This is a genomic window from Rhizobium sp. S152 (assembly GCF_030380735.1).
Taxonomy (GTDB): Bacteria; Pseudomonadota; Alphaproteobacteria; order Rhizobiales; family Rhizobiaceae; genus Rhizobium.
In genome coordinates this window covers 14,809-36,803 of sequence record NZ_JAUDRZ010000011.1, presented here as the reverse complement: position 1 = coordinate 36,803, position 21,995 = coordinate 14,809, and the positions used below count along the sequence as shown (strand labels likewise).

The following is a 21,995-nucleotide window of genomic DNA, read 5'->3' as shown; positions in this document are numbered from 1 at the left end:
ATCTTATTTGAAGCCTTCAATGCTGTGCGGCACGTAGGGCACCTCCAGCGCTGCGATCTCTTCCGCACCGAGCTTCACGGAGAGCGCCGCGACGGCATCGTCGAGGTGTGCCGCCTTCGAGGCGCCGATGATCGGGGCGGTAACGGCGCTTTTTTGCAGGATCCAGGCGGTGGCGATCTGGGCGCGGGAGACGCCGTGTTCCTTGGCCAGCTTGCCGACGGTGTCGATGATCGCGCGGTCGGCGTCCTCGGCCTGCTTGTAGAGCGTCTTGCCGAATTCGTCGCTTTCGCTGCGCGCGGTCTTCTCGTCGAAGTCCCGCGTCAGGCGCCCGCGCGCCAACGGGCTCCAGGGGATGACGGCGATCTTCTGGTCCTCGCAGAAGGGCAGCATCTCCCGCTCCTCCTCACGGTAGAGCAGGTTCAGGTGGTCCTGCATGCTGACGAAGGGCGTCCAGCCGTTGGCTCTCGACGTGTAAAGCATCTTGGCGAACTGCCAGGCATACATGGAGGAGGCGCCGATATAGCGCGCCTTGCCCGCCTTCACGACGTCGTGCAGCGCCTCCAGCGTTTCCTCGATCGGCACGGTATAGTCGAAGCGGTGGATCTGGTAGAGGTCGACATAATCGGTGCCCAGGCGCTTCAGGCTGTTGTCGATCTCGTCGAAGATCGCCTTCCGCGACAGGCCGGCGCCGTTCGGGCCAGGGCGCATGCGGTTGAAGACCTTAGTGGCGAGAACAATGTCCTCGCGTCGGGCGAAACTCTTGATGGCGCGGCCGACGATCTCTTCCGAGGAACCATCAGAATAGGTGTTGGCGGTGTCGAGGAAGTTGATGCCAGCCTCCAGCGCCTGCTTGATCAGCGCCCGGCTCTCCTCCTCGCCCAGCGTCCAGGCATGGTTGCCGCGGTCCGGCTCGCCGAAGGTCATGCATCCCAGGCAGATCTTCGAGACTTCCAAGCCTGTGCCTGCGAACTTCACATAATCCATGAAACTGCTCCTGGTCTATTTATTGGTGGGGGCGTCTGCTCACTTAGGGCGGTTGGGGCCAAAGTCCGCAATGCTCTCCATGATGTGAAGCCGGGCTGTCGCTTGCGCAATCGCTAAACAAGGTGTTAGCTGCCGCAGCATTTACTGGACTTTGCCCCTATGAGACTGCCGCCGCGCGGTGATTACGACGCGCTTTATCGCGATTTTTCGTGGACGATACCCGAGGATTTCAACATCGGCCGCGCCATCAGCGACGACTGGGCGGCGCGCGAGCCCGATCGTGTCTGCCTCGAGCATTTCAGCCCCGACGGCAACCATCTGTCGATGACCTATGGGATGCTCGCCGAACGCTCGTCGGCGTTTGCCAATGCGCTGGTGTCGATGGGTATCAAACGCGGGGACCGCGTGGCGCTGCTTCTGCCGCAATCCTTCGAGACCGTGATCGCCCATGCGGCGATCTACAAGATGGGGGCGATCGCGCTGCCGCTGGCGTTGCTTTTCGGCGTCGAGGCGCTGGAGTACCGATTGAAATCGGCGGGTGCGGCCGTCGTCGTCACCAACCGGTTCGGGCTGGAGCGGATCGCGAAGATCAGGCAGCACCTGCCGGAGCTTCGCGCGGTCGTCTCGGTCGATGGCGGGGAGGAGGGGGCGCTGTCCTTCGCCGCGCTGCTCGCCGCGCATTCGGCCCGGTTTACCGTCGTGCCGACGGACCCGCGCGATCCGGCGCTGATGATCTTTACCTCGGGCACGACGGGGCCGCCGAAGGGGGCGCTGCACGGGCATCAGGTCGTCGCCGGGCATCTTCCGGGCATCCAGTTCGCGCATGAGGGCTATCCGCAGCCGGGCGACAAGATGTGGACGCCGTCGGACTGGGCCTGGGCGGGCGGGTTGCTCAATGCGCTGCTGCCGAGCCTTGTGCTGGGTGTTCCCGTCGTTTCTTCGCCGGCGCAGAAGTTCGATGCCGGCATGGCCTATCGTATCATGGCGGAGATGAAGGTGCGCAACGGCTTCATTCCGCCCACGGCGCTCAGGTTGCTCAAGTCGGTTGCCGATCCGCGCGCGAAGTACGATCTGGTGCTGCGCACCATCGGCTCGGCGGGCGAGGCGCTGGGTGCCGAGACCTTCGAGTGGGTGAAGCGGACACTCGGGATCAAGGTGAACGAATTCTACGGCCAGACGGAGTGCAACTTCGTGCTCTCGTCGAATGCCGCGCTCGGGGTGAGCAGGCCCGGCGCCATCGGCCGCGCCGTGCCGGGGCATCGGGTTTCCATCGTCGACAATGACGGCCGGCCGTTGCCATCGGGCGAGGCCGGGCAGATCGCCGTGGCGCGGCCGGATCCGGTGATGTTCCTCGGCTACTGGAACGATTCCGAGGCGACCAAGCGCAAGTTTGCCGGAGATTGGCTGCTGACCGGCGATCTCGGAAGAGAGGACGACGATGGCTATGTGACCTTTCTCGGCCGGGACGACGACGTCATCACCTCGTCGGGCTATCGCATCGGGCCGTCCGAGATCGAGGACTGCCTGCTCGGCCATCCCGCCGTTCAGCTTGCTGCGGTGGTCGGCAAGCCCGATCCCGTTCGTACCGAAATCGTCAAGGCCTATGTGGTGCCGGCGCCAGGCATCGAGCCGAGCGATACACTGGCGGCCGAGATTGCTTCATGGGTGAAGATGCGGCTCTCCATGCACGAATATCCGCGCGAGGTGACGTTCGTCCCGGAACTGCCGCTGACGACGACGGGCAAGGTGATCCGGCGGGTGCTCCGGGAGCGGGCGGCGGCAGAGTTTGGTTGGAGAGATATCTAGGCGGCTGCAGCCATGGGAAATTCGTCCCAAGTTCGACCATCTAAAAGACGTCCGGCTCGCTTTTTATTCACACCGCCCCATTGCTTGAAATGGAATGCTACATCGGCATCGACGCATTGATCACGTATAGAGCGCACCCAAGACGGCTCCATTGGTCGCGCACCCGGTCCACTTTCTCCCCCCGCAATCGCCCAGTCGATCGACGATAAATTTAGACGTCCGACGTCGCCGACAAGAGGCTCGAGGCTTAGAAATTTTACAGACGCCGGAGTTGCTCGCAAGTCGTCAATGCGATGCTTGTAATCGGCGCTTTCGACGCTCACACCCATCCAAACGTTGGTCGGCCAATCAAGCTTATTCGCTATGGAGAATAGTCTGTCTGATCTCTTAGTCAAAACTTGGAAAGTGTGCCTTGAGCAGTCTTTCATTACGGAGAAAACCCGGGAGACGAACTCAATTGGCACCTCTTCGTGGAAAAGGTCAGACATTGAATTCACGAATATCATGCGCCCCGTCTTCCATGCATAAGGAATCGCGAGTGCATTTTCATCGAGCCTAATTTTCCCATTCCATTTAGGCCGACCACCACTTCGTCGTGTGAGGCCTCTGTACTTTTCTTGCCCCATCAAGTCCAAGCGTTCTGCCATACGCATTGCATAGCAATGCGTGCAACCTGGCGAGATAATACTGCAACCTGCTACGGGGTTCCAAGTAGCTTCCGTCCACTCGATTCTGGAATTTGTCGCCATTACAATACAGCCTTGGGAAACGTAACCAATAGGCGATCCGCAAACGTCCCGCGCCTACGGGGTTTATTCTCCGGATCGGACACTGTTACCACGCCCTCGTCGCTCATTTTGCCAAGGACTCCTTTGTAGTGCCTGCTCAAGTAAGGTCGTCCGACACTGTGCTGCTCGTAGATCGTCCGCATTTCGACCGTCCTACCAGCATATTCCTTCTTCAGCATGCCTTCCAGATCATCGAGCGGACGAGTTAATTCGAATAGCAGCGGCATCGATGAATCGGCGGGCGAGTACGCAAAGGAAGCCACGCCTTGGTCTGAGCTTGAGCTTGCAGAGGCCATAATATCTTTCATAACCTCGTATCCTTTAAAATTTTTGGACACAAACACTAGGTGGTGTGTGAGGCGCCCCTTATCGTTTCGAAATCGAAATGGCAAAACAAAGCTCCCACCCATTTCAATTAGTGCTTGCGAAAGCTCCTCAAGAATCACCTGTTCACGGAGCGCAGGTTTTGCGCCCTCCACACGGGCTTTCAATTCTGCACATCGTTTGCTGCCGAACAGCGCGGCCATATGCTCCTCAACCAACGGGTTCGATATGCCCAGGCTGATGCGGTTGTAGTTGAAGAAGAATACACAGTCGCAACCCCAGTCTTTGATAACGCCATTCACAAGTCGTAACGACAGACCTTTGTAGCCGAAGGGATCTAAAAAAGTGAATGATGGTATTATCTTCGTCTTCGCGAAGTATTCTTCGGCATCTTTGTCGACTGGATTACAATTCACCGTCGGAGGATTCTTCAGGCGCTCGATTCCGGGCAGCGCATTAATTTCCGCCTGCAAACTCTGGGTATTGTTTTCATCCATGTCGTTGAAAAGAGCCACAAGGGCGGCACTAATCTTAGGGCTTTCGATCGCCTTTTGCAGCACAAGCAAAGGTGTGGATGCCGCTCCATCCTTATATCGTCCCGGCCCGGCGTAAAGGTCGATGTATGCAATCTTTCCACCACCAAATTGTTGAGTAGTCGGAAGCACTATGTTCGCCCATGCAGTGAAATATTTCTGCACAATTTCGGCTTTTACAGCGGATTGATCTCCGCGTTCTTCAAAAAACTTCCTTGTCATCGGCGCCATCATTTTATTGTTGAAACAACTAATGATGGTATTGGTGATTCGCTCAATCAAACAATAGAACATAAAGCGAACATATGCAAGCTTTTGGTATAATTTCATGGGTCGGCAACTTTAACGGTGCTTCGCCGCTTACTTAGTCTACGCCGAGATGCCATTACAGTACTGTAAGTCGCTAAAACCTCACCCCCGCCGCGCCAGCGACATGATCTTCTGGCGCAGCATCTTCGCCATGTTGCGGGTGCTGCTGTACATGTGGAGCTGGGCGGCGACCTGGCGGACGTCGCGGTCGCCGTTGGGATTGAGGCCGATCACGACCGTGCCCATGTCCTCGCGCTCGCGCCAGAAGCGGTCCATGATCGGGTGGTTGGGGGCGGCGCAGCTGTCGGAGCGGACGATGTTGGCGTCGTCTAGATGCCATTCGGTCAGCTCGCCCATCAGAAGCTTGCCCGGCGAGTAGCGGGCATAGGCCTCGTCATAGGCGGTCTTCCAGGTGTAGGCCTCGCCGCCCATCATCAGGACGACGGTGGAAGCGATGGCCTTGCCGTTGAAATCGATGGTGTGGATGCGCGCGGCGTCGATCGCCGCGAGGTTGGAGACTGCCTCGCGGGCAAAGGCGGTGTGATAGCGGTCGGTCACGAGCGCGCTGCGCTTCTTGCCCTTCCAGCCGCCCGCCTCCAGCGCCAGGAATTCCTCGAAGCGCATGTGGATCTCGCCCGGCTGGCGGGCGACGTTGTAGACCACCGTGCCCTGTTCCTCGAGCAGGCGCCACTGGCGGCGCATCTCGCGCATGTGCGAGGACGAGACGGCGTTGCGCAGATATTCGACAGCATCCTCGTCGCTCTCCAGCATGGCGCGCTGATAGGGGTTGGTCACTGTCACAGGCAGGTTACGGCCGATGGCGACGGCGCGGGCCATACGGGCGAAAAGGCCGTTCAGGCGGACATCGGGAAGAACAAGAACAGACGGCAGGCGCAGGTCGCGGTTGACAAGGCCGTCATAGAGATTGTCCAGCGTCTCGGCGGCGTCCTCGGCGTCGATCAGCGGTGTGCCGAGCGGGCCGAAATTGTTCGACCAGACACGGATGATCGAGGGACCGACGGAGAAGCCGGGCTTTTCCACCGAGAAAGGCATGAGGAAGCGCATGCGGCTGCGCGTGCCGTTCTGGTCGCGGATCAGCGCGAAGTTGACGTCGCGGTCGTCGAGGCGCGGCATGGCGGGCGCCAAGAAGCGGCCGGTGAAGAAGACGTTGGGCTCCATGGCGCGGTTGGAGAGGAAGTCCAGTTCGTCCTGCAGTTCGTAGCCGAGCTTGCCGGAATAGACGCAGATCTCGCGGCCCGGGCGGCCGACCTCGACGCGGGCATCGGCCTTCGGCGTGTCGAATTCCAGCGCCGCGAGCTCGTGAACCATCCGGTTCGTCGTGGCGTCCGTCGTCTCGCTTGCGGGAGGAGTGCGCACCATTCTGTCAGGCTTTCATGTCTGGCTTGGAGATCGCCGGCTTGGCGAAGGCAAAGAGGGTGATGCCGAGCGCGCGGCGCACGGCGAGATGCAGCAGGATGGCTTCAACGCCCATGGCCGACGCCGTGGCGATCGCCGCGCCCTCGATGCCAAGGACGGGGATCAGGAGCACGTTCAGCGTCACGTTTGCGGTCAGCGCGCCGGCGTAGAGCGCGACGCAGAGGTTCTGCTTGCCCGACATCATCAGCAGCGTCTCGGCCGGGCCGACCAGCGCCTTGGCGAGAATGCCCGAGAGCAGTATCGCCATCAGGACATAGCCTGCCGTGAAGGCGCCGCCGAAGAGCGACAGCAGCAGGTGGCCGGCCGCCAGCACCACAAGCCCGACGCCGAGCGCCGGCCAGAAGGTCCAGCGGGCCGCATCGATGGCGGCCACCTCGAGTTCCTGGCGGGTTCCCTCGGCGATGATCGAGGAGAAGCGCGGGCCGGACGCCGCCTTGACGGAGAAGTTGATGAAATGCACCAGCGCCATGGTCTTGGCGGCGGCGAAATAGATGGCGACCTCGTGCGGATCGAGAAAGATGCCGACGACCACGACATCGGAATTGGTGAGCAGGAAGCTCACGCCCTCGATGAGGAAGATCGGGAAGGCGACGCTCAGCCAGGCAAGGAAATCGACCTTGCGGGGTCCTTGGTGGTAGTGGCGGCGAAGCCGGATCAGCGTGGCGACATATTGCCCGAGTGCGGTGACATAGGTCGCCAGAAGTGCGGCCTGCATGGCGGTGACGGCTGTGTGCGGCGCGCCGAAGCCGATCGCCGCCAGCATGAAAAGGATGATGAGGACCGGGCGGATGATATAAACAGGGCTCAGCGCCATGACCGGCCAGTGGTTGGCGCGGGCGGTTCCTTCCAGAATATCGCCGAGCGCTATCATCGGCATGGCGAGCAGGCCGATGAAGATCGGCAGGAGATAATAGGTCTCGATCCTGTCGCCCAGGAGGTGCAGCCCGATCATGCCGACGGCGAGTACCAGAGTGCCGGACAGCAGTGCGAAGATGCGTGCGGCACCTGTCAGGCCGCGGATCTCGGCGAAGGCGCCAGTCGCCTTGTACTGCGGCAAAAAGCGGACGATGGCGGTGTGGAAGCCGAGGCAGGAGAGGTCACCGACCATCACCACCAGCACCCAGACGAAGACGAAGATGCCGTACTGGTATTCGCCCATCAGCCGTGCCAGCACGATCTGCGACAGGAAGGCAAGTGCTGCGCTGACGATGCGTATGGCAAACGCCGTCAACGCCATGCGCTGGGCGACGGCTTTCTCGCCGCGCGCGGCAAGAATCGAGGCGAAAGCGCGCAAGGCGCGGCCGCCCGCCAGGCGCAACCTCGCCGGCAGCATCTTCTCCGCTGTCTCGATGACCGCCATCATGAACACGCAAAACTCTCAGGCAAATCGTGCCTTTGGTTGTGACAGAACAGCGTTAAGAAACGGTTGTGACGGCGCTGCCGGGCTTAACCGGCGCGCGGGCGCCTGCGGCCCGCCGGCTGCGTTACTTCTTCTTCTGCTTCTCTTGATCGTGATGCCACTTGATGGCGAAGAACATGCCCGTGGCCAACACGAGTAGCTTGAACGGGAGGAAAACTAAAATGAACCAGTCCATCGTCTTGAATATTTCCAGGCTGTTACTCGGCACTCTGTCGTGAGGGAGCACTACCGCAAAATCGCCCGGCACAACATCAGCCATGTTGACGCAGACGAGCGACGGAAAGCGCGCGTTCGATCAGCCGGTCGAGAACCTCGGCATAGCCGATGCCTGATGCCGCCATGGCCTTGGCGTACATGCTGATGTTGGTGAAGCCGGGGATGGTGTTGAGTTCGTTGACGACGAAGGACATATCCGGCGCCACGAAGAAATCGACGCGCGCCATGCCGTCGCAGCCGAGCGCCTTGAAGGCACTGGCGGCGGTGCGGCGCAGCTCTTCCTCGATCTCTTTCGGCAGCTGTGCCGGGACGCGGAGCGCGGCGCCGTTCTCGTCGACGTACTTGGCCTCGTAGCTGTAGAAGCCATGGGTTTCGGCCGGCGCGATCTCGCCCGGCAGCGAGACGAAGAGCGAACCGTCGGCCTGTTCTAGCACGCTGAACTCGATCTCGCGGCCGGCGATGAATTCTTCCGCGACGAGCTTGCTGTCGTGCCTGAAGCCTTCTTCGAGTGCCCTCGCGAAACTTTCGGCATCGCCGACCTTGCTGACGCCGACCGACGAGCCCTGGCGGGCCGGCTTGACGAAGAGCGGGAGGCCGAGTTCCTTGACGACAGCGTCGAAGGCGGGCGCTGCGCCGTCCTCGATGCAGAGGCCCTTGGCCACCGGGATCGCGGCGTCGCGCAGCAGGCGCTTGGCGATGTCCTTGTCGATCGCGGTGGCCGAGCCGAGGATGCCGCAGCCGGCAAGCGGCACGCGGGCGACTGCCGCCAGGCCCTGCACCGAGCCGTCCTCGCCGTGCATGCCGTGCAGGACGGGAAACAGGATATCGATGGCGGGCAGTTCGTAGGGCGGGGCGTCGCCGGGGATCGCCAGCAGCCTGCCGCGACCGCCGGGCAGCAGCACCACCTCTGGCGCATTGGCTGCGGTCGCCGCCGCGGCCAGATCCGCTTCCCGAGACAGCAGTCGCCATTGTCCTTCCTTCGTCACGAAGACGGGAAGGACGTCGTAGCGGTCGGGGTCGAGGGCGTTGACCACATTGGTGGCCGAGAGGATCGAGACATCATGTTCGGGCGAGCGGCCGCCGAAGAGCACGGCAACGCGTAGGCGGGAGGCGGTGGAAGCGTCGGGCTTGACGGCTGGCGTGGTCGGCATGATGGAATTATCCCCTAGCAGGTGCGGCAATCGCGTTGAATATCGCGGCAAGCTTCGCGAACAAAACGACGGTTTTGCGGCTGGACCGGATGGGTCGGCAACGTTCAGGGGTTTGGCGCCGGCGGCGCAGCGTTGCAAACAAGAAAAAGCCCTCGCGATGCTTCCATCGCGAGGGCTTCTTATCTTGTGCTACCGCTCTCAGGCCTGCTCGAAAGCGCCGTGGCAGTGCTTGTACTTCTTTCCGGAGCCGCAGGGGCAAACCTCGTTGCGGCCGACCTTGCCCCAGGTTGCGGGGTCGTCGGGGTTGCGGTTTTCCGGGGCCACGATGACTTCGGACGCCTGATAGACCGAGCCGAATTCGTCTTCGCCGGTGTTCGGGTCGAAGTGGTGCGCCTGCATGGCGGGCGGTTCCGGCTGCTCCTGCTGCACCAGCTCGACACGCATCAGCTGGGCGGTGACCGCCTGGCGGAGGTTGTTGAGCAGCGAGGTGAAGAGCTCGAAGGCTTCCGACTTGTATTCCTGCAGCGGGTCGCGCTGGGCGTAGCCGCGGAAACCGACGACTGAGCGCAGGTGGTCGAGGTTGACGATGTGCTCGCGCCACAGTGCGTCCAGCGTCTGCATGACGATCGAACGCTCGACGTAATGCATGATGTCGTCGCCGAAGCGCTCGGCCTTCTCGGTGAAGGCGGCGTTGGCCGCTTCCGTCAGGCGCTCGCGGATGTCGTCTTCGCCGATGCCTTCTTCCTTGACCCAGTCCTCGATCGGCAGATCGAGATTGAGGAGCGCGTTGGTCTGCTCCTTGAGGCCGGCGGCATCCCACTGCTCGGCATAGGCGCGCTCGGGAATGTGCTTCTGGACCAGATCCTCGATGACCTCGCGGCGCATGTCGGAAACGGTCTCGGAAATGTTGGCCGCTTCCATCAGCTCGAGGCGCTGTTCGAAGACCACCTTGCGCTGGTCGTTCAGGACGTCGTCGTACTTCAAGAGGTTCTTGCGGATATCGAAGTTGCGGGCTTCGACCTTCTTCTGCGCGCGTTCCAGAGCCTTGTTGATCCAGGGATGGACGATTGCCTCGCCTTCCTTGAGACCGAGCTTGGTCAGCATCGAATCCATGCGGTCCGAGCCGAAGATGCGCATCAGGTCGTCCTGGAGCGACAGGTAGAACTTCGAGCGGCCCGGGTCGCCCTGACGGCCGGAACGGCCGCGCAGCTGGTTGTCGATACGGCGGCTTTCGTGGCGTTCCGTGGCGATGACGTAGAGACCGCCGGCGGCCAGCGCCTGTTCCTTGAGCTGCTTGATCTCTTCGCGGATAGCCTCGATCTTTGCATCACGCTCGGGACCTTCCTCGACTTCGCCGAGCTCGCGCTCGACACGCATTTCGAGGTTGCCGCCGAGCTGGATGTCGGTACCGCGGCCCGCCATGTTGGTGGCGATGGTGACGGCGCCGGGAACGCCGGCCTGCGCGACGATATAGGCTTCCTGCTCGTGGTAGCGGGCGTTCAGGACCTGGAAGTTGTTGAAGCCCTGCTTGCGCATCAGCTCGGCGAGCAGCTCGGACTTTTCGATCGAGGTCGTGCCAACGAGAACCGGCTGGCCGCGCTTCTGCGCGTCGGCGATCTCGGCGATGATCGCCTTGTACTTCTCCTCGAAGGTCCGGTAGACCTCGTCGTCCTCGTCGATGCGCTTGATCGGCAGGTTGGTCGGGACCTCGACGACGTCGAGACCGTAGATGTTGCCGAACTCTTCCGCTTCCGTTTGCGCGGTACCGGTCATGCCGCCGAGCTTGTCGTACATGCGGAAGTAGTTCTGGAAGGTGATCTGCGCCAGCGTCTGGTTCTCAGGCTGGATCTTCACATGTTCCTTGGCTTCCAGCGCCTGGTGCTGGCCTTCCGAATAACGGCGGCCCGGCATCATGCGGCCTGTGAATTCGTCGATGATGACGATCTCGTCGTTGCGGACGATGTAGTCCTTGTCGCGGGTGAAGAGCTTGTGGGCCTTCAGCGCGTTGTTGACATGGTGGACGATCGCGACGTTCTCGATGTCGTAGAGGCCGGTGCCCTTCAGAAGGCCGGCGTCACGCAGCAGGTTTTCCAGCTTCTCGGTGCCCTCTTCGGAGAAGTTGGCCGAGCGCTGCTTTTCGTCGATTTCATAGTCGCTCTCGACGAGCAGCGGGATGAAGGCGTCGATCGTGTTGTAGAGATCGGAGCGGTCGTCGAGCGGGCCGGAGATGATCAGCGGCGTGCGGGCTTCGTCGACCAGAATGGAGTCGACTTCGTCGACGATCGCGAAGTTATGGCCGCGCTGGACCATCTGGTTCTTCTCGTACTTCATGTTATCGCGCAGATAATCGAAGCCGAGCTCGTTGTTGGTCGCGTAGGTGATGTCGCAATTGTAGGCGGCGGCGCGCTCCTCGTCGGAGAGACCGTGGACGATGACACCCGTGGTCAGGCCGAGGAAGCCGTAAAGGCGCGACATGGTGGCCGCGTCGCGCTGGGCGAGGTAGTCGTTGACGGTGACGACGTGGACGCCCTTGCCAGACAGCGCGTTCAGATAGACGGGAAGGGTGGCGACCAGCGTCTTGCCTTCACCCGTCTTCATTTCCGCGATCGCGTTCGAATGCAGGATCATGCCGCCGATCAGCTGCACGTCAAAAGGTCGCATGCCGAGAACGCGGCGCGATGCCTCGCGAACGACGGCGAAGGCGGGAACGAGGATATCGTCCAGCGTCTTGCCTTCGGCCAGCAGCTTGCGGAACTCGACCGTCTGGGCGGCGAGCTGTTCGTCGGAGAGGGCCTTGGTCTTTTCTTCAATCGCATTGATTGCGGCGACGTTCGGCGTGAAGGACCGCACGCGGCGATCATTGGCAGAGCCAAAAAGTTTGCGGGCAATGCCGCCAAAGCTGACCATATGACTGGCCCTTTCTCAAGATTACTCCACGACATTTCAGCTGCGTCGCCCGGCCGAATTTCAGGCGTACGCCTCGAAACGCCAGGAAACTGTTCTGGACGCGAGGTTGCGTGACAGATAAGAGGGGGGTCGAATGATGTCAACGGATTTGGCCGATATAGAAAGGCCACATTCCAGTGTTGTTGCCTGTTTCAGGCTGGATTCGCGAAGTTGAAGCCGCTGGTTTAACTGTGAAGGGTTATTTGATGTTGAACTACAACAAAATCGCCGTGATGGCACTCGCAACCTTCGTTGCGTTCCAGGTGCCTGTCCGGGCACAGGACACCGCAGATGCGGTCGTTGCCAAGGTCGGCGATCTCGAGATTCATCAGTCCGAGCTTGATCTTGCCGTCGCCAACCTGGATCCGCAGCTGGCACAGCTGCCCGACGACCAGAAGAAGGTCGCGGCACTTTCTGCCGCCATCGACGTCAAGCTTCTGGCACAGGACGCAACCGCCGAAAAGCTCGACCAGACCGCCGAGTTCAAGAAGCGCATGCAGTACCTCGCCGATCGCGAGCTGCACAACGCCTACTTCAAGAAGCACGTCGTCGACACCGTGACCGACGATGAAGTGAAGGCTCGCTACGACAAGGAAGTCGCAGCGCTTCCGAAGCAGGAAGAAGTTCATGCCCGCCACATCCTGGTGAAGACCGAGGCGGAAGCCCAGGACATCATCAAGCAGCTCGACGCCGGCAAGAATTTCGCCGATCTGGCCAAGGAAAAGTCCACCGACCCGAACAAGGCTGACGGCGGCGACCTCGGCTATTTCACCAAGGGCCGCATGGTCAAGGAATTCGAGGACGCGGCTTTCGCCCTCGACAAGGGTGCCTACACCAAGACCCCTGTGAAGACCGATTTCGGCTATCACGTCATCCTCGTCGAGGACAAGCGCGATGCCGCTCCTCCGGCTTTCGACCAGGTCAAGGATCAGGTTCGTCAGCTCGTCATGCGCGACAAGTATCTTGCGCTGCTCGCAGCCGCCAAGGACAAGTCGAAGGTCGAGATCACCGACGAGGCGCTCCGCAAGGGCTATGACGACGCCAACAAGCAGCCGCAGCCGGGCGATGCGCCCGCGGCAGCTCCGGCTCAGCAGTAACAGCATCCATCGAGGGCCCGGTTTTTCCGGGCCCTTCCATATCCCTTCCATGCCAGGTCGATGATCATGTCCGGTTCCGTCTCCCCGCTCGCTCCCAAATCCTTCGTATCGATGCCCGCGCTGCGCGGCGTGCGCATGGCGACCGCTTCGGCGGGGATCAAGTACAAGAACCGTACCGATGTGCTGATGATGGTGTTCGACAAGCCGGCGAGCGTCGCCGGTGTCTTCACCCGTTCCAAGTGCCCGTCGGCTCCCGTCGATTTCTGCCGCGCCAACCTGCCCGGCGGCGTGGCGCGCGCCGTGGTCGTCAATTCCGGCAATGCCAACGCCTTTACCGGCAAAAAGGGCCGTGAAGCGACCGCGCTCACCGCCAAGTCCGCCGCCGCCGCCGTCGGCTGCAGCGAAAGCGAGATCTTCCTCGCCTCGACCGGCGTGATCGGCGAACCGCTCGACGCCACCAAGTTTTCCGGCGTGCTCGACACCCTCTATTCGGACGCCACCGGCGATTTCTGGTTCGAGGCCGCCAAGGCGATCATGACCACCGACACCTACCCGAAGGTCGCGACCCGCACGGCCGAGATCGGTGGTGTCAAAGTCTCGATAAACGGCATCGCCAAGGGCGCCGGCATGATCGCGCCCGATATGGCGACGATGCTCTCCTTCGTCGTCACCGACGCCGACATCGCGCCGGCTGCCCTGCAGGCGATGCTGTCTGAAGGCGTCGACCCGACCTTCAACTCGATGACCGTCGACAGCGACACCTCGACCTCGGACACGCTGATGCTGTTTGCCACGGGTGCCGCCGCCGAAGACGGGCAGGTTCGTGTCGAGACCGCCGACGATCCGCGTCTCTCATCGTTCCGTGCCGCGCTCAACGATCTCCTCAAGGATCTGGCGCTGCAGGTCGTGCGCGACGGCGAAGGCGCCACCAAGATGCTCGAGATCACCGTGACAGGCGCTGAAAGCGACGCCGCCGCCAAGACGATCGCTCTGTCGATCGCCAATTCGCCGCTGGTCAAGACCGCGGCCGCCGGCGAGGACGCCAACTGGGGTCGCATCGTCATGGCCGTCGGCAAGTCCGGCGAAATGGCCGATCGCGACCGCCTCGCCATCTGGTTCGGCGACGTGCGCGTTGCCGTCAACGGCGAACGCGACGCGAGCTACTCGGAAGAGGCCGCCTCCAACGTCATGAAAAAGCAGGATATTCCGGTCAAGGTCGAAATCGGCCTCGGAAACGGCACGGCAACGGTATGGACGTGCGACCTCACAAAGGAGTATGTCGCCATCAACGGTGACTACCGGAGCTGATTTTTCCATTGACCGAAGCATTCCCCAAGAAGGCAAATCTGCCGCTTGTTCGCAGGCTCGAAGCCGTTGGTTTCAGGGCATGGCCGGCATCGTCCGTCGTCTATGACGGCAGCTGGCAGGTGCGGCTGACCGCAGGGCACCCGTCGAACCGGCTGAACTCGATCGTGCCGCTCGACCCGTCCGACCATCGCGACGTCGAGATCCGCCTTGCCAAGGCCAGCCGCAAGTTCGAGGCCTATGGCCGCCCGGCCGTGCTCAGGCAGACGCCGCTGGCATCCCCTGTCCTCATCGACCTGGTGCGCGCCGAGGGCTGGCAGTCGTTCGACGAGACGATCGTGATGACCTGCGACCTCACGCATGCCGAACTGCCCGATACGCTCGATCACCTGCCGACGCATGATATCGGTCGCTTCGTCGACGCGAACCTTGCGACCGACCAGGTTTCCGCCAAGCTGAAGCCGGCGCTTGCCGAGATCATCAACGCGATCAAGCCGCCGTCTGGCCTGTTCATGATCGACGACCAGAAGGCTGGACCGGTTGCGACCGTGCTCTGCGTGCAGGACAACGATCTCGCCGGCATCATGTCGCTGTCGGTCACGCCGTCGCGCCGCCGCGAGGGCCTGGGCCTTGAAATCCTGACCTCGGCGCTGCGCTGGGCGCGGATGCGCAGCGCACGCACCGCCTGGCTGCAGGTCAAGGCGACGAATGAGGGCGCGCTGAAGCTCTACGATCGCTTCGGGTTCCAGGAAGTCTATCGCTATTCCTACTGGCGGCAGGACACGTAGGCGATGAGCGATGCGCCGAGGAACATCCTGCTTGTGGTCGCCTGCGCGCTTATCGATGCCGACGGCCGGATCCTTTTGGCGCAGCGGCCCGAGGGGAAGTCTCTAGCCGGCCTCTGGGAGTTTCCCGGCGGCAAGATGGAGCCCGGCGAGACGCCGGAGGAGACGCTGGTGCGCGAGCTTCACGAAGAGCTCGGTATCACCACCAAGGTGGCATGCCTCGCGCCGCTGACCTTCGCCAGCCATACCTACGAGAAGTTCCACCTCTTGATGCCGCTCTATGTCTGCCGTCGCTACGAGGGCATTCCGCACGGCAGGGAAGGGCAGGCGGTGAAGTGGGTGAAGCCGCAGGCGCTGCGCGATTACCCGATGCCGCCGGCCGACGAGCCGCTGATCCCCATTCTCCAAGGCTTACTTTAGAAATAGCTGATTATTATTCGTGACGAAGTAATTTTGGCTGTGGATATTAATCGATCGTTTAACACCTTCTGCCAAATATCGGCCTCAATCAAGCAACTGGCGTGTGTGTAGAAGGCTTGACGCATGGACGATGATTTCTGGAAAGCTGTTCGGGAAAAGGAACAGACTTCGGCTGCCTCGAGCAGGACGGGAGTGCTCAACATCGCGCTCTTGTTCGGCACGGCCGTCGTTGCGCTGACGTTGATCCTGACGCCGATGCTGGCCGACAAGTCGAAGTCCAGCGTCTTCGCAAGCGCGCCGTCCGATTACGATACAATCACGACCGGCTCCATTCCCAAGGCCGAGAACGGCAAGCGCTATACGATCCGCCGCAGCGTGCTGCAGGAGACGCCGGGTTCGGTGTGCGTCGTTCAGGGTTATGGGAGCGGCGCCGGCTGCTGAGACAAGCCTTGCGGACGCGGCTGCCGCAAGCATCGATCACTGCCGCGAGTGCTGAGGTGGGGCAATGAAGGCATTCAAGCAGTTCATAGCGGATGTTCGCGGCGCGACGGCCGTCGAATACGGCCTGCTCGCGGCCGTCATCTCGGTCGCCATCATGGGTGCGGTGCAGGCGCTCGGCGGCAATATCGGCGGGCTGTTCAACGGCGTCTCCAGCCATTTCCCGAACTGAACCGCTCCTTACTGCTTCAGCTTGTGCTCCTCGACCTTCAATGCGTCGGCGAGCCTGACCTTGGCGGAGCCGGGCCGCAGCGGCTTCTGCTGGCTTTCGTGCGGCGCCCATCCTGACACATAGATGATCGAGAACGTCGCCCTGATCCGGCCATCCGGATCGGAATAGCGCTCGGCATAGATTTCGGCGGCGCGCATGAAGAAGGCGCGGTTCAGCGGCTTGCGGCTGCGGGCAACCAGCGGATTGGTCATGCCCATGGCGCGCAGGTCGCGCATCAGCGGAAAGATCGAATCGTAGCGCACCGTATAGGTTTCGGCGTCGATCACGGGCAGCGCGAAGCCGGCGCGCTGCATCAGGCCGCCGACATCGCGCACATCGGCGAAGGGAATGACGCGCGGGCTGGCGCCGCCGGTCATCTCGATCTCGGTGGCAAGCAGGACCTCGCGCAGTTCCTGCAGGGTGCCGGAGCCGGGAATGGCCGCAAGGAACAGTCCATCCGGCTTCAGCGCCCGGCGGATGCGGATGAAGACACCTGGCGTGTCGTTGGTGAGATGCAGGCTGAGCGGCGCCAGCACCAGATTGGCCGATTGTGGCTCCAGCGGCACGTCTTCCAGCGGCGCCTCGATAAAGGCATCGTCGCCCGAGGAGTAGGCGCTCTCGCTCTCGACGCGCGTCAGGCTGCCGATCTTGCCGGTCGCCTTGGCGGCGCGGGCGGCGGCGCCGGTGGCGCCGTGCAGCTCGACGGCGCTCTCGAAGGTGCGCTCGACGACGGCGAGGCGCTCGCCCAGTTCCTCGGCTGCGATATCGAGCAGGAAGGCCGCCTTCGGATCGTTGTTGCGCAGCGCGCGATGCCTGTTGGCCTCGATCCGGGCCGTATCGAAGATGATATCCATGGCGATGTCCATAGTCCCGCATGGCCTCACCGGCAAGGCGATTTTCCTTTGGCGCGAAACCGGCTATCGTCTCGCCATGGGGTTGCACTTGGTCGGGCCATTGAAGACTGTGCAGGAGAGGTTGCTCAGGCGGCCGCTTGCCTACGCGCTCGATCTGGTCTTTCCGCCGGCCTGCGCCGTCTGCGGGGTTTCGACCGGCGGACACCGGGGGCTTTGCCCGAAATGCTGGTCCGGTCTCCGCATCATCGAGCGGCCCTATTGCGAGGTGCTCGGCGTGCCGTTCTCGCACGATCTCGGCGGCGGCATCCTCTCGGCCGAGGCGATCGCCAATCCGCCCCCTTTTGACCGGTTGCGTGCGGTGGCGTTGCATGACGAGGCAGTGCGGATGCTGGTGCACGGGCTGAAATACCGCGATCGCACGGATCTGGCGCCGATGATGGCGCGGTGGATGCTGCGGGCCGGCGACGGGCTGGTCGAGCGCTGCGACGCGATCCTGCCGGTGCCGCTGCACCGCAGCCGGATGTTTTCACGCCGGTTCAACCAGTCGGCGGAGCTGGCGCGACATCTGGCGAGGCTCTCCGGGCGGCCACTGCTTCCGGCGACGCTGCTTCGCACCCGCCGCACGCGGCAGCAGGTCGGGCTCGGCGCCTGGGCGCGAGAGGACAATGTGCGCGGCGCCTTTGCCGTCATGGCCGGCCGCGAGACGGATGTGGCGGGAAAACGGGTGGTGCTGGTCGACGACGTCTATACGACGGGGGCGACGGTGGCGGCCGCGACGCGGGCACTGCGCAAGGCGGGTGCCGCCGACATCACCGTTTTGACCTTTGCAATGGCCCTGGCCGAAACTATATGACAGGAAGAAGAAAGCTTAGTCTGGAGTCTCCATGGTACCCGTCACCATCTATACCCGCGAAGGCTGCGGTTATTGCAGCCGCGCCAAGTCCCTTCTCTCCCAGAAAGGCGTCGATTTCGTCGAACACAACGCCACCTTCAAGCCCGAGGCACGCCAGGAGATGATCGCCAAGTCGAACGGCGGTTCGACCTTCCCGCAGATCTTCATCGGCGAGAAGCACGTCGGCGGCTGCGACGATCTCTTTGCACTCGACCGCGCGGGCAAGCTCGACCCGCTGCTTGCCGCCTGAGGAAGCGACGATGACGTTCAAGGCTGCCGCTATCCAGATGTGCTCCGGTGTCGATCCGCAAGGGAACGCCGAGGCGATGGCGCGCCTCGTGCGCGAGGCGGCGGCCAAGGGTGCGACCTACGTGCAGACGCCGGAGATGACCGGCATGCTGCAGCGCGACCGGACGGCGGCCAAGGCCGTGCTCCGCGACGAGAGCAACGATATTATTGTGCAGACCGCCTCAGAGCTCGCCCGCGAGCTCGGCATCCATATGCATGTCGGCTCGACGGCAATCGCGCTCGAGGACGGCAAGATGGCCAATCGCGGCTACCTCTTCGGCCCCGACGGCAAGATTCTCAACCGTTACGACAAGATCCACATGTTCGACGTCGATCTCGACAATGGCGAGAGCTGGCGCGAGAGCGCCGCCTACCGGCCGGGATCGGAGGCGCGGGTGGTGTCGCTGCCTTTCGCGCAGATGGGCTTTGCGATCTGCTACGACGTGCGCTTCCCGGCGCTGTTCCGCGCCCAAGCGGTGGCCGGGGCCGAGGTGATGACGGTGCCGGCGGCCTTTACCCGGCAGACCGGCGAGGCGCATTGGGAAATCCTGCTCAGGGCCCGCGCCATCGAGAACGGCATGTTCGTGATCGCTGCGGCGCAGGCCGGCGTGCATGAGGATGGCCGCGAGACCTTCGGTCATTCAATGATCATCGATCCCTGGGGGCGCGTGCTGGCATCGGCAGGTGCGACCGGCGAGGCGATCGTCGTCGCCGAGATCGATCCCGCCGCCGTGAAGGCGGCGCACGACAAGATTCCGAACCTGAAGAACGGCCGCGAATTCTCCATCGAGACCGTGCCGGGGGCGGTGACGGGAGGCGTGGCCGCTTGATCCGCTATTCCCTTATCTGCGACAGTGCGCATGAATTCGAAGGCTGGTTTTCCGAGAGTGCCGATTTCGACCGGCAGGTCTCGTCCGGTTTCCTCACCTGTCCCGTCTGTCATTCCGCCGCAATCTCGAAGACGCTGATGGCACCCTCCGTCTCGACCGCCCGCAAGAAGGACGAGATGAAGACGGTGGCGATGGATGCGCTTCGCCGCGACGCCTTCGAGAAGCTCAAGGAAGCCGTCGCCAGCATCAAGGCGAATTCCGAGGATGTCGGCGAGAAGTTTCCGGAAGAAGCCCGCAAGATCCATTACGGCGAGGCCGATGCGCGCGGGATCATCGGCCAGGCGACGATCGACGAGGCGCAGGAACTGATCGACGAGGGCATCGAGATCGCGGCACTGCCCGTGCTCCCCGACAATGTGAACTGACATGGAACCGAAGCCGCGCCTTGCGATGTATAACTTCGGTTTGCACGTGGCGCCCTTCGAAAGCGATGCGGTCGAGGGCTTCCGGCTCCGCGAGCCCGCCAACTTCCAGGCGGCGGCGGGCGCCCGCGGCTTCATCGGCCGTTCCGGCTATGCCGGCGAGCCCGGCACGCGCAGCTGGGGTCCGCAGGTCTTTCCACGCTTCATAAAGGGCAGCGGCTTCGACAGCGCGCCGTCGTCTTTGTCGCTCTGGGCGGATATCGAATCCCTGATGGCCTTCAGCTACAACGGTGTGCATGCCGATGCGCTGAAACATGCCCGCAACTGGAACGTCAGGCCGTCATGGCCGCCGCTGGTGCTCTGGTGGGTCGGTCCCCATCACCGGCCCGACTGGAGCGAGGCGGTCGAGCGTCTCGAATATCTGGCGGGCAACGGACCTTCACCGCGCGCCTTCACCTTCAAGCAGCCTTTCGACGCCGATGGCGCAGAGGTCGGGATCGACCGCGAACGCGTGAAGACGCTGGCGGCGGAGAACGCCGAGACGCAGCGTGATCTTCTCGCGCATGTGCTGACGTTGAAGGTGTAGCGACGAGCTTTGGCGAGGGCCCTACGCCTCGCGTCTGGCTAGCAGCATGTAGTTCACGTCCATGTCCTTCGACAGGTTCCACTGGTTGGACAGCGGGTTGAAGAAGACGCCCGTGCGGTCGATGATGCCGAGGCCGTTTTCGGTGACCGGCTTTTCGATTTCTTCCGGGCGGACCAGCTTTTCGTATTGATGGGTGCCGCGCGGCAGCCAGCGCAGGATGTTTTCCGCGGCGAAGATGGCGAGGGCCGCCGCCTTCACGGTGCGGTTGATCGTGGCCACGAACATCAGGCCGCCAGGGCGCACCATTTTCGCGCAGGTGGTCATGAAGAATTCGACGTCGGCTACGTGCTCCACGACTTCCATGTTGAGCACGATATCGAAGGTCTCGCCCGCCTCGGCGAGCTGTTCGGCGGTCACCGCGCGGTAGTCGACGGAAACGCCGGATGCCCGCGCGTGGGTGGAGGCGATGCCGATGTTCTTTTCGGAGGGATCTGCGCCCACCACCGTCGCGCCCATGCGGGCGATCGGCTCCGACAGCAGGCCGCCGCCGCAGCCGATGTCGAGCACGCGCAGGCCTTCAAGCGGTCGCGCGGCGCGCGGGTCGCGCCCGAAGTTCTCGGCCGCCTTGTCCCTGATATAGGCGAGGCGAACGGGGTTGAACTTGTGCAGCGGCTTGAACTTGCCTGTCGGGCTCCACCATTCCGCGGCCATGGCCGAGAAGCGGTCTACTTCGCTCTGGTCGATGGTGCTCTTTGCCGCTTCGGTCATGGTCAGGCTCCTTGCTTCGTCAGCAGTGAAGTCGGACGAAGCGGCGCCGAAGTCAAGGGCGCGCAATGACGCGGCAATTTCTGATTTCATCCAAAACGATTAGTCTAACGCCCCGATTGTACATCAAGAGGATAAGCAGACGTGACGCATAGCAATATGTTAATGTTCTAATTCTCTATGAGGGAGAGGGCGTGATGTCTCGCGTGCGCGGCGCTGCAGCCGCTGGTGCCATCGTTGCATGCCTTGGCGGGACGCCGGTCTTCGCGGCCGAACCCGTGGGTCAGGCGACCCTGATCAAGACGCAGGTGACGGGCGAAGACGGCCCGCTGGTCGTCAAGGCGCCGGTTCACCGCGACGAGCGCATCCGCACATCGCCATCCGGGCTCGGCCAGTTCCTGTTTCGCGACGGGACGAAGCTCGCGGTCGGAGCGGGATCGTCCGTGACCATCGACAAGTTCGTCTATGACGACGAGGACACGGTCAAGCGGCTCTCGATCAAGGCGGCGAAGGGCACCTTCCGCTGGATCAGCGGCAATTCCGCTTCCTTCGCCTACCAGATCGTCACGCCGGCCGGCACGATCGGCGTGCGCGGCACGGCGTTCGACTTCTATGTGGCGCCGAACGGGGTGACGGCGATGGTGCTGCTCAACGGCTCGGCGCAGTTCTGCGGCGCCGGCGGCTGCCGGCAGCTGCGCCAGCAATGCGATTGCGTAATCGCCACGCCGCGCCGGGGGGTGTCGGATGTGGCGCCCGTCGACCGCGCCACGCTGCGCGAGCTCGGCAACAACCGCGCCCTGCCGTTCCTTTCGGGCAACCAGCAGCTTTCCGGCGCGCTCGGCAATATCCGAACCACCTGCGGCCTCCAGGCGGCGCGCATCGAGCGACGCGAGCGCGTCACGCCACGCGCGGCGGAACCGCCTTCGCCGCCTCCGCCGCCACAGCAGCCACCGGAACCGCCCGAGCCGCCGAAGCCGCACAAGCCACATCACCACCACCATCCGCATCATTGGGGGCACTACCCGGGCGGCTGGCATCCCGGTGGCTGGAATCCGGGTGGTTTCGGCAACGGCAACCCGCCGGGCTGGCAGGGGCCGCGCGGCGGTTGGCAACACTATAATCGGTAGA

Annotated in this window: 23 protein-coding genes; 13 read left to right on the top strand and 10 right to left on the bottom strand. The window is 62.7% G+C overall.

From position 1 onward, the window contains the following. Positions 1–3 precede the first annotated feature (3 nt). Positions 4–984 (bottom strand): aldo/keto reductase, encoded by a 981-nt coding sequence (locus QTL95_RS14850; protein WP_289720733.1) that lies wholly within the window; start codon positions 982–984, stop codon positions 4–6. A gap of 159 nt (positions 985–1,143) precedes the next feature. Here QTL95_RS14850 and QTL95_RS14845 point away from each other — a divergent pair, with 159 nt between their 5' ends. After that, positions 1,144–2,790 (top strand): AMP-binding protein, encoded by a 1,647-nt coding sequence (locus QTL95_RS14845; protein WP_289720732.1) that lies wholly within the window; start codon positions 1,144–1,146, stop codon positions 2,788–2,790. Here the strand turns inward: QTL95_RS14845 and QTL95_RS14840 are convergent. The 7 genes from QTL95_RS14840 to secA form a co-directional block, all read right to left on the bottom strand. Further along, the gene (locus QTL95_RS14840) at positions 2,787–3,539 is read right to left on the bottom strand and encodes a DUF5131 family protein (RefSeq protein ID WP_289720731.1); all 753 of its coding nucleotides are present in this window, start codon (positions 3,537–3,539) and stop codon (positions 2,787–2,789) included. The genes QTL95_RS14845 and QTL95_RS14840 overlap by 4 nt on opposite strands. Beyond that, positions 3,539–4,765 carry a three-Cys-motif partner protein TcmP gene (locus QTL95_RS14835; protein WP_289720730.1) on the bottom strand — a complete coding sequence of 409 codons (1,227 nt, stop codon included), beginning with the start codon at positions 4,763–4,765 and terminating at the stop codon, positions 3,539–3,541. Before QTL95_RS14835 ends, QTL95_RS14840 begins: the two co-directional genes overlap by 1 nt. Positions 4,766–4,846: 81 nt before the next feature. Then, positions 4,847–6,124 carry a GNAT family N-acetyltransferase gene (locus tag QTL95_RS14830; RefSeq protein WP_289720729.1) on the bottom strand — a complete coding sequence of 426 codons (1,278 nt, stop codon included), beginning with the start codon at positions 6,122–6,124 and terminating at the stop codon, positions 4,847–4,849. A 4-nt stretch (positions 6,125–6,128) separates the two neighbouring features. Beyond that, complete coding sequence (locus QTL95_RS14825; protein ID WP_289720868.1) at positions 6,129–7,541, bottom strand: lipopolysaccharide biosynthesis protein; 1,413 nt, start codon at positions 7,539–7,541, stop codon at positions 6,129–6,131. A gap of 124 nt (positions 7,542–7,665) precedes the next feature. Next, entirely contained in the window at positions 7,666–7,860 is a 195-nt protein-coding gene (locus QTL95_RS14820; protein ID WP_289720871.1) for a hypothetical protein, read from the bottom strand. Then, complete coding sequence (locus QTL95_RS14815) at positions 7,853–8,968, bottom strand: D-alanine--D-alanine ligase family protein (RefSeq protein WP_289720728.1); 1,116 nt, start codon at positions 8,966–8,968, stop codon at positions 7,853–7,855. Before QTL95_RS14815 ends, QTL95_RS14820 begins: the two co-directional genes overlap by 8 nt. Before the next feature lie 198 nt (positions 8,969–9,166). Continuing rightward, entirely contained in the window at positions 9,167–11,875 is a 2,709-nt protein-coding gene (secA, locus tag QTL95_RS14810) for a preprotein translocase subunit SecA (RefSeq protein ID WP_289720727.1), read from the bottom strand. 245 nt (positions 11,876–12,120) lie between these two features. Between secA and QTL95_RS14805 the strand changes: the two genes are divergently transcribed. From QTL95_RS14805 to QTL95_RS14780, 6 genes are all read left to right on the top strand, one after another. After that, on the top strand, positions 12,121–13,011 hold the full coding sequence (locus QTL95_RS14805) for a peptidylprolyl isomerase (protein ID WP_289720726.1): 891 nt from the start codon (positions 12,121–12,123) through the stop codon (positions 13,009–13,011). Between the two features lie 66 nt (positions 13,012–13,077). Further along, the gene (argJ, locus tag QTL95_RS14800) at positions 13,078–14,319 is read left to right on the top strand and encodes a bifunctional glutamate N-acetyltransferase/amino-acid acetyltransferase ArgJ (RefSeq protein ID WP_289720725.1); all 1,242 of its coding nucleotides are present in this window, start codon (positions 13,078–13,080) and stop codon (positions 14,317–14,319) included. An 8-nt stretch (positions 14,320–14,327) separates the two neighbouring features. Next, a complete protein-coding gene (locus QTL95_RS14795) occupies positions 14,328–15,104 on the top strand; it encodes a GNAT family N-acetyltransferase (RefSeq protein WP_289720724.1) in 777 nt (258 codons plus the stop codon). A 3-nt stretch (positions 15,105–15,107) separates the two neighbouring features. Beyond that, positions 15,108–15,521 carry an 8-oxo-dGTP diphosphatase MutT gene (gene mutT / locus QTL95_RS14790; RefSeq protein ID WP_289720723.1) on the top strand — a complete coding sequence of 138 codons (414 nt, stop codon included), beginning with the start codon at positions 15,108–15,110 and terminating at the stop codon, positions 15,519–15,521. 123 nt (positions 15,522–15,644) lie between these two features. Further along, entirely contained in the window at positions 15,645–15,962 is a 318-nt protein-coding gene (locus QTL95_RS14785; protein ID WP_112536941.1) for a hypothetical protein, read from the top strand. A gap of 64 nt (positions 15,963–16,026) precedes the next feature. Beyond that, positions 16,027–16,191 carry a Flp family type IVb pilin gene (locus tag QTL95_RS14780; protein ID WP_289720722.1) on the top strand — a complete coding sequence of 55 codons (165 nt, stop codon included), beginning with the start codon at positions 16,027–16,029 and terminating at the stop codon, positions 16,189–16,191. An 8-nt stretch (positions 16,192–16,199) separates the two neighbouring features. Here the strand turns inward: QTL95_RS14780 and QTL95_RS14775 are convergent, their stop codons facing one another. Beyond that, a complete protein-coding gene (locus QTL95_RS14775) occupies positions 16,200–17,084 on the bottom strand; it encodes a methyltransferase domain-containing protein (protein WP_289720721.1) in 885 nt (294 codons plus the stop codon). 76 nt (positions 17,085–17,160) lie between these two features. Between QTL95_RS14775 and QTL95_RS14770 the strand changes: the two genes are divergently transcribed. Genes QTL95_RS14770 through QTL95_RS14750 form a run of 5 tightly spaced genes read left to right on the top strand, consistent with a single transcriptional unit; the run spans position 17,161 to position 20,102 of the window. Then, a complete protein-coding gene (locus tag QTL95_RS14770) occupies positions 17,161–17,937 on the top strand; it encodes a ComF family protein (RefSeq protein WP_289720867.1) in 777 nt (258 codons plus the stop codon). A gap of 31 nt (positions 17,938–17,968) precedes the next feature. After that, a complete protein-coding gene (gene grxC / locus QTL95_RS14765) occupies positions 17,969–18,226 on the top strand; it encodes a glutaredoxin 3 (protein WP_289720720.1) in 258 nt (85 codons plus the stop codon). Positions 18,227–18,236: 10 nt separating this feature from the next. Next, positions 18,237–19,094 carry a carbon-nitrogen hydrolase family protein gene (locus QTL95_RS14760; RefSeq protein WP_289720719.1) on the top strand — a complete coding sequence of 286 codons (858 nt, stop codon included), beginning with the start codon at positions 18,237–18,239 and terminating at the stop codon, positions 19,092–19,094. Continuing rightward, positions 19,091–19,519, top strand: a complete 429-nt coding sequence (locus tag QTL95_RS14755; RefSeq protein ID WP_289720718.1) for a DUF1178 family protein — start codon at positions 19,091–19,093, stop codon at positions 19,517–19,519. The genes QTL95_RS14760 and QTL95_RS14755 overlap by 4 nt, the downstream gene beginning before the upstream one ends. 1 nt (position 19,520) lies before the next feature. Next, complete coding sequence (locus tag QTL95_RS14750) at positions 19,521–20,102, top strand: DUF3291 domain-containing protein (protein WP_289720717.1); 582 nt, start codon at positions 19,521–19,523, stop codon at positions 20,100–20,102. Between the two features lie 21 nt (positions 20,103–20,123). On the opposite strand, the gene ubiG is transcribed toward QTL95_RS14750, so the two are convergent. After that, a complete protein-coding gene (ubiG, locus tag QTL95_RS14745; RefSeq protein WP_289720716.1) occupies positions 20,124–20,870 on the bottom strand; it encodes a bifunctional 2-polyprenyl-6-hydroxyphenol methylase/3-demethylubiquinol 3-O-methyltransferase UbiG in 747 nt (248 codons plus the stop codon). A 194-nt stretch (positions 20,871–21,064) separates the two neighbouring features. On the opposite strand from ubiG, the gene QTL95_RS14740 reads away from it, so the two are divergent. After that, positions 21,065–21,994, top strand: coding sequence for a FecR family protein (locus QTL95_RS14740; RefSeq protein ID WP_289720715.1), 930 nt, complete (start codon positions 21,065–21,067; stop codon positions 21,992–21,994). The last annotated feature ends 1 nt before the right edge of the window (position 21,995 follow it).